This window comes from Polaromonas sp. P1_G4 (assembly GCF_056405475.1).
On the sequence record NZ_JBFUCA010000150.1, the window covers coordinates 1 to 8,511 of the forward strand.

Below are 8,511 nucleotides of genomic sequence, written 5' to 3' on the forward strand. Positions count from 1 at the left end.
TCCTTGCCGTCCTTGTCTTTACCCAGCCCCACGATGCGCACGACGGAGGGGATGATGGTGTCATAAGCCCGGGTGCCGGGGGAGGGCAGGACTGTGGTCTCCAGCGTTTTGAGGACGGCCGCGTTGATGTCTTCCTGCGTCAGCTTGCGGGCCGCAGGCCGCAGCGRGGAGGCAAAGCTGATGGCCAGCAGCAGGGCCAGCAGGCCGACGACCGACCAGAGCAGGTAAAGCTGGTTTTGGGCAAGCCGTTTGGCCAGGCGGGAGGCGCGGGGGAAGCGGGAAGGTGCGGGGGCTGGAATGGCGCCGTCTGGGCCGGCAGCCTGCTCGGGCGGTTGCGTCTGGGCATCACCCGCGCCCTGCGCCGGACGGTTTGAACTGCTGTAAAGGGCTGGCCTGCGCATCCGTTCACCTGTGAGGTCAATGTCAAAACCGGGCTGATACCACCGGGCGTGAAAACCTGCTTCAGGCCCCGTATTTACAGTTGCACCGTATCACGATTTGTGCATCCGTGCACGTGATTTGGGTATAGGCGTAGGGGGCTTTGTAAAGCGCCTGTTACTGCGCAGTCTGGGCTCGATTCGAGCCCGATTTTGGGGCGGCCTGGACTGTTTCAGGCGCTTCAGGCGCCAGGGCTGTCGGCGGGCTTGCGCAGCAGGGTCAGCGCCAGGGCCGCCGAGGCCAGCATCAGGAACAGGCTGACGGCATTGAGCACCGGCGTGGCGCCCTCGCGCATGCGGCCGTACATCATGACGGTCAACGGCGCGTCCGAGCCGACCAGCATCAGCGTGGTGTTGAAGTTCTCGAAGGACATCAAAAACGAGATCGCTGCAGCGCCGATCAGCGCGGGTTTCAGGTAAGGCAGGGTGATGGTGGCGAAGACCGCGGCGCGGGAGGCGCCCAGGTTGTAGGCGGCTTCTTCCAGGGTGATGTCAAAACGTTTCAGGCGGGCCGAAATGATGAGCGTGGCGATGGACACGATGTAGGAAAACTGGCCCAGCACCACCAGCGGAAGCCCTGGTCGCAGGAAATCCAGCTCCAGCCCCCACCAGTCGTCGGCAAACTGCGCCAGGCGGCTGGCAAAGGCCAGGATCGAAATACCCAGGATGACGCCGGGAATCACCAGCGGCGCCAGCATCAGCATCGACAGCGCTTGTTTGCCCGGAAAGCGGCTGCGCTCAATCAAAAAAGCGTTGGTCGTGCCCACCAGCACCGCCAGCAGCGTGACCCAGCCGGCCACCACCACGCTGGTCCAGAGGCTGGCGAGCATGGGGCGATCGGCAAAAAGGCCTGTGCGTCCGGACTTGCTGCCAAAAAACCAGTCGAGCGTGAAGCCGCGCCAGGGCGGCGCCGGATAGGGTGCGTCGTTGAAGGCAAACACCGCGACCACCACCAGCGGCAGGAACAGGAAAGCAAAAAACGCCAGGGCATAAGCCACGGTGCCGGCGCGCAGCCAGGCGGGGCGGGGCAGGGAGGCGATCATGCAGTGCCCTTCATCATGACCGGCGCATGACTTCGCCGAATTTCTGGCCCGTTAATTTAAGGCCAAGCCAGACGATCGCTGTTGACAAACCCAGCAGCAAAAATCCAAACGCCGCGCCTTGCTCCCAGTTAAAGCGCGTGATGAACTGGGTGTAAATCTGCTCGGTAAACCACAGCGAATTTTTACCGMCCAGCAAGGTGGGCGTGAGGTAGTTGCCCAAGGTCAGCATGAAGACCACGATGCAGCCGGCGAGGATGCCGGGCGCGGCATGCGGAATGACGATTTGCCGCAGGATGGAAGGGCCGTTGCCGCCCAGGTCATACGCCGCTTCGATCAGCGTGTCGTCCAGGCTTTCAAGGGCGCTGATTAGCGGCACCACCATGAAGAGCATGGAGGTATAGACCAGGCCGACCAGGATGGTGGCGTCGCGGTAGAGCAGCTCTACAGGTGCATCAGTGAGGCCCAGCTGCACCAGCACGGCGGGCAGCACGCCCGATTCGCGCAGCAGAATCATCCAGCCCAGGGTGCGCACGGTTTCGCTGACCCAGAAGGGGATCAGGCACATCACCAGCAGCAGCGACTTGGCACGGCCGCGCACCAGCTTGGCAATCGTCCAGGCGATGGGAAACGCCAGCAGCAGTGTGATCAGCGTGGCCAGGATGGACATGACGGCGGTGCGCACAAAGGTGTGCCAGTACAGCGGTTCGTCGATGAAAGTGCGGTACTGCGCGATGCTGGGTGCATATTGCCGCGGTGCGATGCGTTCGCGCAGCGACAGGATGGCCAGGTCGATGTGCGGCAACACGATGAGGCCCACCAGCCAGATCAGCGCCGGCGCGAGCAACAACAGCAGGATGAGCCTGGCCTGCGCCGATGCGGATCCGGCATTTGCTGCGGGCATGGCGGCTGCGGCTTGCATGATCTGCAGGCGCTAGGCGCCGGCTGTCCCAAAACAGGTGGCTTGTGCGGGGTCGAAGCTGAAGGCCACCGTTTCACCGACACGCAAGTCGGCAAAGCGGCCGGTCTGCGGCAGCGCGATGCGAAATTCCGTGCGGCTGGTGGTTTCGCGCAGCAATATGGCCGAGTTTGCGCCGTCGAAGAGCAGGCTCTCAACCTGGCCCGCGTAGGCGGTGTGGTCAGCGGGCAGCTCAGCGGCGTCGCGGGCCAGGCTGATCGCTTCGGGCCGCACAAACGCCTGCACGGCTTGGCCGGTCAGGATTTTCCCGACTGCGCGGGCCCGCATGGCCAGGCCCTGGCCGGTTGTCAGCGCCACCGCGTTGCCGGGCTCTGCGCCCGCAGCAGCATTGCCTTGCAGCTTGTTGTTGGCGCCCACAAAGCCCGCGACGAAAGGTGTTTGCGGCTGGTAGTACAGCTCTTGCGGTGTACCCACCTGCTCAAAGCTGCCGGCATTCATGACCGCGACATGGTCGGACAGTACCAATGCCTCGGACTGGTCGTGCGTGATGTAGACAAAGGTGGTGCCGAAGGCCGCTTGCAGTTGCTTGAGCTCGACTTTCATGTGCTCGCGCAGCTTCAAATCCAGCGCTCCCAGGGGTTCGTCGAGCAGCAGCAAGGTGGGCTCGAGCACCAGGCTTCGCGCAATCGCCACGCGCTGCCGCTGCCCGCCCGATAGCTGGTCGACCCGCTTGTCCTGCATGCCGGGCAGGCTCACGCGTTCAAGCATGGCGCCGACCTTGCCGGCGATGTCGGCGCGCGAGAGGCCGCGCCGTGCCAGGCCGTAGCCAACGTTTTCACCGACCGACATCATGGGGAACAGTGCCAGGTGCTGGAACACCATGTTGACGGGCCGCTGGTTGGGCGGCACGCCGTTCATGGGTTTACCGCCGATGTGGATCTGGCCCGCATCGGGCGACAGAAAGCCGGCGATCATGCGCAGCAGCGTCGTCTTTCCGCAGCCCGATGGGCCGAGGATGGAAAAGAAGCTGCCGCGCTCCACGGAAAAGGACAAGTCCTTGACTGCGGGCTGGCCGGCGTAGGTTTTACCGACGTGTTCGGCTTGAAGGTCTGCGTGCACCGGTGATAGGCCGGTTATTGGGCTGCTTTCACGCGGTCTAATACGCGGCCTTCGATGTCCTCGATGCCGGCAGGCACTGCGGGATACCACTTCACGTTTTTCAACGCGGCTTCAGGGAAGCTGGCGGCGAACTGGGCTTTCAGCTTGGGATCGGCCAGCTGGTCGGCTCCCTTGGAGGCGGTGAAGTTGCCGGCAGAGCCTGCCACTTTTGCGGCAATCTCGGGGCGCATATTGAAGTTGATCCAGGCGTAGGCGGCGGCATCGTTGCGGCCTTTGGCCGGGATGGCGAAGGTGTCGATCCAGCCGAGTGCGCCCGACTTCGGTGCGATGTATTGGATTTCAGGTTTTTCGGCATTGAGCTTCCAGCCGCCGGTATCCCACATCATGGCTCCCACCACTTCGCCGGCACGCATGCCGTTGAGCAGCTGGTCCTTGTTGTCCCAGTAGAACTTGATGTTGCTCTTGCAGGCAATCATGGTCTTGCCGACTTCGTCCATCAGCGCGCCGTAGGCTTTCGGGTCCTTGTACAGCGCAAACGGGTCTTTGCCGGAAGCAAAGGCGAAGGCCAGCAGCGTGGGGCGCTTCAGGCGCACGGCGGTTTTGCCCTTGACGTCGGCCTTGCACAGGTCGGGGTAGTCGGTCATCTTGGCCAGCTTGGTATTGACGACGAGGCCGTCGGTGCCCCAGATGTGCGGCAGGCCATAAACCTTGCCGTCCAGCGTGGTGTTTTTCTTGGTGGCTTCCAGCATGGACGGGATGAACAGATCGGATTTGATCTTGCTGAGGTCCATGGGTTTGTAGATGCCGAACTCCTGCTGCGGGCCGGTGATGCGGTCCTGCGAGGGCTGGGCCAGGTCAAAGCCGGCGCCGCCGGTGGCGCGCAGCTTGGAAATCATTTCTTCGTTATTGGACAGCGTGAGCTCAACGTCGATCCCGGTCTCTTTCTTGAACTGCGCCACGACATCAGCCGGCACATAGTCGGCCCAGGTAATCAGCCGCAACTTCTGGTCTTGTGCCCAGGCGGGGCTGGCCATACTTGAAACAACGAGGCCGGCTCCGAGAATGTGGCTCATCAGACGGGATAATTTCATGTTGGCTTTTCCTTGTGTTATCAGTCGACGGTGGTAGACAGTGGTTGACGAAAAGAGATCAGCGGCAAAAAAACGGTAACGAATTGCGCGTGCATTTCCTCAAAAAAAGCATAGCGTGTCCCGATTTCATTTCTGTGTCAACATCTTCTGCAAGCAAGGCCTGCGCCAGGTTGTTCCTTTTCCTGCACCTTTTCTTTTTGCATCCCGGGTGCCCTACCGCATTGACTGAATGACTTTCTGGATAGACACACACTGCCATCTTGACGCCGGTGAACTGGCCGCCGATGTCGCTGAAGTTCGTGCGCGGGCGGCCGCTGCAGGCGTTGCACACTGCGTGCTGCCGGCCGTGGGCGTGTTCAATTTCGAGGCAGTCCGTGTGCTGGCGCACCGGTTTTCCGACAGCTATGCGCTGGGCATCCATCCGCTGTGTGTGCCCCAGGCGCAAGACGCCGACCTGCAGACACTGGATAACGAACTTGCGTTGAGGCGGTCTGATCCGCGATTGGTGGCGGTGGGCGAAATCGGCCTTGATTATTTTGTGCCTGCCCTGACGCAAAGCCCTATACGTGAACGCCAGGAGCACTTCTACCGTGAACAACTCAAGCTGGCGCGCAAGCACGGCCTGCCGGTCATCCTGCACGTGCGGCGATCGGCTGACAAGTTGCTCAAGCACCTGCGCGACCTGGCGCCCGAGGGCGGCTGGCACGGCATCGGCCACGCATTCAATGGCAGCGAACAGCAGGCGGGAGAATTTATCAAGCTGGGCCTGAAGCTGGGCTTTGGCGGCGCCGTCACGTTTGAGCCTGCCTTGCAACTCAGGCGCCTGGCGGCGGAACTGCCCCTGGAGGCGCTGGTGATGGAAACGGATTCGCCCGACATTCCGCCGCACTGGATCTACAAAACAGCGGCAGAGCGCGAAACGGGCCAGGCCCAGGGCCGCAATGAGCCGGGCGAGTTGCCGCGCATTGCGCAGCAGGTGGCGGATTTGCGGGGAATTCCGCTCGCGTCGCTGGCGGCCGCAACGACTGCCAACGCATTGCGGGCGCTGCCGAAACTGGGAGCCCTTCTGGCGTGAAAAAGGGCACCGCGAAACCTGTGTTGGCGGGCCTGGCGCCGCTGGTTTCTCCCGGCACCCGCCTGCTGGTACTGGGGAGCTTTCCGGGCGCCGCCTCGCTGGCTGCGCAGCAGTATTACGGCCACCCGCAAAACCATTTCTGGAAGATTTTGCAAACCATTTGGCCCGATGGGCCAATGGGGACGGGCGGTAGCAGCTATCAAATTCGTAGCGAATGGCTTTTGTCAAAAGGGCTTGGCCTGTGGGACGTGTACGCTGCCTGTGAACGCGAGGGCAGCCTGGACAGCGCGATCCGCAATGCGCAGGTCAATGACCTCGCCAGCCTGCGGCGACTGTGTCCGGCGCTGGAAGCGATTGCCCACAATGGCGGCGAAAGTTTCAAGCATTCGAAGCACACCTTGCAGCTGGGCCTGCCGGTCTACAAACTGCCTTCTACCAGCCCGGCGAACGCATCATGGAGCTTTGAGCGCAAACTCGCAGCCTGGCGTGAAGTTTTTGAAAAGCATGGATTGGTTTGATGTCGAAAAAAGAAACAGAAAAAACGGTGGCTGAGTTGCCCGAAGTCAATTTCTCCGACTACGGCGAGGTGCGCTTTTTGCACCTGGGCACCGAATGGGTGCAAGGCTCCATGCTGCGCGATGCACCGTATGACATCGAGCTGGAATACGTGCAGCGCATGATGGCGGGGCTGCTGTTCACCGACGCGGCGGCTGTGTCCAAAAAGCACGCAATGCAGCTGGGCTTGGGCTCTGCCGCGCTGACCAAGTTTTGCTACAAAAAGCTGCGCATGAAAACCACGGCGATTGAAATCAATCCGCAGGTGATCACGGCCTGCCGGCTCTGGTTCAAGCTGCCGCGGGACGACCTGAGGCTGCATGTCATTGAAGCTGATGCGGCGCTGGAAATCAAAAAACCTGTGCACCGGGGAACGGTGGACTTTCTGCATGTCGACCTGTATGACCACGAGGCGGCGGCACCGGTGCTGGACAGCGCGGATTTTTACGAGGACTGCCGCGGGCTTCTGGCGGAAGACGGCGTGATGACGGTGAATCTTTTTGGCCGCGATTCCAGTTACGTGCAGTCGCTGACAAAAATCGCGGAAGCGTTCGGGCCCGAAGCGGTCTGGGCGTTCCGGCCGACGCGCGAAGGCAACACTGTGGTGCTGGCCCAACGCGATCCGACGCGTCCCGAGCGGTCCGACCTGTTGCAGCAAGCCGGTGTCATTGAGTCGTGCTGGAAGCTACCCGCCAAAAAATGGCTGCGGCTCTTTGCACCGGCGGCGTGATGATGCGGCCGCACGGATGGTAAAGACCCAGGTGGATGGGGTACAGTGCGACCCATGAGCGCCGTGACGCACCCCAAACACCCCAAAGACCTGCATGTGAAAAAGCCCCCTGCCGGGCCGCTGGGCTGGCGCATGCTGGTTGAGTGGCTCAGCGAAGACGGCGTCATCAGCGCCGCTGAAGCCCAGCGCACGATTGCACGCTGCTCCCAGGTGCAAAGCGCGCAGCCGCCGTTGACGCGGCTTGCCAGTGTCGGCATGACACGCCTGGCCGACGGCAAACCCCTGGACATGGAAACGATCACGCAATGGCYGGCCGGACGGGCCGGCCTTGCTTACCTGCGGATTGACCCGCTCAAGGTGGACGTGGGCAAGGTGGCGGACACCATGTCGGCCATGTATGCCGAGCGGCACAAGGTGCTGCCGGTGCAGGTGACCCCCAGCGAGGTGGTGATTGCCACTTCGGAGCCTTTCGTGACTGACTGGGTGCAGGAGGTCGAACGTCAGGCCAAGCGCAGCGTGCGCCTTGTGGTTGCCAGCCCCCTCGAAATCACCAAGTTCACCGCCGAATTTTTTGCCCTGGCCAAATCCGTCAAGGCAGCGATCAAGGCCGGCGGCGGGTCGACATCGGCGAGCTTTGAACAACTGGTTGAGCTGAACAAAAGCAACAAGCAGCTGGACGCCAATGACCAGGGCGTGGTGCAGGTGGTGGATTGGCTCTGGCAGTACGCCTTTGACCAGCGCGCCAGCGACATCCACCTCGAGCCGCGGCGCGAGCAGGGCGTGATCCGCTTTCGCATCGACGGCGTGCTGCATCCCGTTTATCAACTGCCCATGGGCGTGCACAACGCCATGACCGCCCGCATCAAGCTGCTGGGCCGCATGGATGTGGTGGAAAAGCGCCGACCGCAGGATGGCCGCATCAAGACCCGCAACCCGCGCGGCGACGAAGTTGAGATGCGCCTGTCCACCTTGCCCACAGCCTTCGGCGAGAAGATGGTCATGCGTATTTTTGATCCGGACACCACGGTCAAGGACCTGGATGCCCTGGGTTTTTCGCAGCACGACGCCGAACGCTGGGAACAACTGGTCAAGCGGCCCTATGGCATTGTGCTGGTCACCGGGCCTACCGGTTCCGGCAAGACCACCACGCTTTATTCCACGCTCAAGCGGCTTGCGACTGAAGAAGTCAACGTCAGCACGATTGAAGACCCGATCGAAATGATCGAGGCCTCTTTTAACCAGACGCAGGTGCAGCCGCACCTGGATTTCGATTTCCCCGAGGGGCTGCGCGCGCTGATGCGGCAGGATCCGGACATCATCATGGTGGGCGAAATCCGCGACCTGCAGACGGCCGAGATGGCGGTGCAAGCCGCGCTGACCGGCCACCTGGTTTTCAGCACGCTGCATACCAATGACGCCCCGTCGGCGGTGTCCCGCCTGATGGAACTCGGGGTTCCTTCTTACCTGATCAACGCCACCTTGCTGGGTGTGCTGGCCCAGCGGCTGGTACGCACCTTGTGCAGCAATTGCCGCCAGCCTGATGAG

Annotated in this window: 8 protein-coding genes and 1 pseudogene; 4 read left to right on the plus strand and 5 right to left on the minus strand. The window is 62.1% G+C overall.

The genetic code is table 11. The features are described 5' to 3' along the window. The 5 genes and pseudogenes from AC1D1X_RS09700 to AC1D1X_RS09720 form a co-directional block, all read right to left on the minus strand. Positions 1–401: pseudogene (locus tag AC1D1X_RS09700) on the minus strand (S1C family serine protease); the annotation flags it as partial. A 218-nt stretch (positions 402–619) separates the two neighbouring features. Next, positions 620–1,480 carry an ABC transporter permease gene (locus tag AC1D1X_RS09705; RefSeq protein WP_477669716.1) on the minus strand — a complete coding sequence of 287 codons (861 nt, stop codon included), beginning with the start codon at positions 1,478–1,480 and terminating at the stop codon, positions 620–622. A gap of 13 nt (positions 1,481–1,493) precedes the next feature. Beyond that, entirely contained in the window at positions 1,494–2,399 is a 906-nt protein-coding gene (locus AC1D1X_RS09710) for an ABC transporter permease (protein ID WP_477698200.1), read from the minus strand. Between the two features lie 12 nt (positions 2,400–2,411). Next, a complete protein-coding gene (locus tag AC1D1X_RS09715; RefSeq protein WP_477669714.1) occupies positions 2,412–3,515 on the minus strand; it encodes an ABC transporter ATP-binding protein in 1,104 nt (367 codons plus the stop codon). Between the two features lie 14 nt (positions 3,516–3,529). Then, positions 3,530–4,606 carry an extracellular solute-binding protein gene (locus AC1D1X_RS09720; RefSeq protein ID WP_457279531.1) on the minus strand — a complete coding sequence of 359 codons (1,077 nt, stop codon included), beginning with the start codon at positions 4,604–4,606 and terminating at the stop codon, positions 3,530–3,532. A gap of 229 nt (positions 4,607–4,835) precedes the next feature. On the opposite strand from AC1D1X_RS09720, the gene AC1D1X_RS09725 reads away from it, so the two are divergent. The 4 genes from AC1D1X_RS09725 to AC1D1X_RS09740 all read left to right on the plus strand — a co-directional run. Further along, positions 4,836–5,681 (plus strand): TatD family hydrolase, encoded by an 846-nt coding sequence (locus tag AC1D1X_RS09725; RefSeq protein ID WP_477669713.1) that lies wholly within the window; start codon positions 4,836–4,838, stop codon positions 5,679–5,681. After that, positions 5,678–6,199: a DNA-deoxyinosine glycosylase gene (locus AC1D1X_RS09730; RefSeq protein WP_477669712.1), complete on the plus strand. Its 522-nt coding sequence runs from the start codon at positions 5,678–5,680 to the stop codon at positions 6,197–6,199. Before AC1D1X_RS09725 ends, AC1D1X_RS09730 begins: the two co-directional genes overlap by 4 nt. After that, complete coding sequence (locus AC1D1X_RS09735; protein WP_477669711.1) at positions 6,199–6,966, plus strand: class I SAM-dependent methyltransferase; 768 nt, start codon at positions 6,199–6,201, stop codon at positions 6,964–6,966. The genes AC1D1X_RS09730 and AC1D1X_RS09735 overlap by 1 nt, the downstream gene beginning before the upstream one ends. 54 nt (positions 6,967–7,020) lie before the next feature. After that, positions 7,021–8,511: GspE/PulE family protein (locus AC1D1X_RS09740; protein ID WP_477698201.1), on the plus strand; the 1,491-nt coding region annotated here is incomplete at its 3' end.

Coding starts and splice junctions, on each gene's coding strand:
- AC1D1X_RS09725 (WP_477669713.1), top strand. CDS start 4,836: ATGACTTTCTGGATAGACACACACTGCCATCTTGACGCCGGTGAACTG.
- AC1D1X_RS09735 (WP_477669711.1), top strand. CDS start 6,199: ATGTCGAAAAAAGAAACAGAAAAAACGGTGGCTGAGTTGCCCGAAGTC.
- AC1D1X_RS09705 (WP_477669716.1), bottom strand. CDS start 1,480: ATGATCGCCTCCCTGCCCCGCCCCGCCTGGCTGCGCGCCGGCACCGTG.
- AC1D1X_RS09720 (WP_457279531.1), bottom strand. CDS start 4,606: ATGAAATTATCCCGTCTGATGAGCCACATTCTCGGAGCCGGCCTCGTT.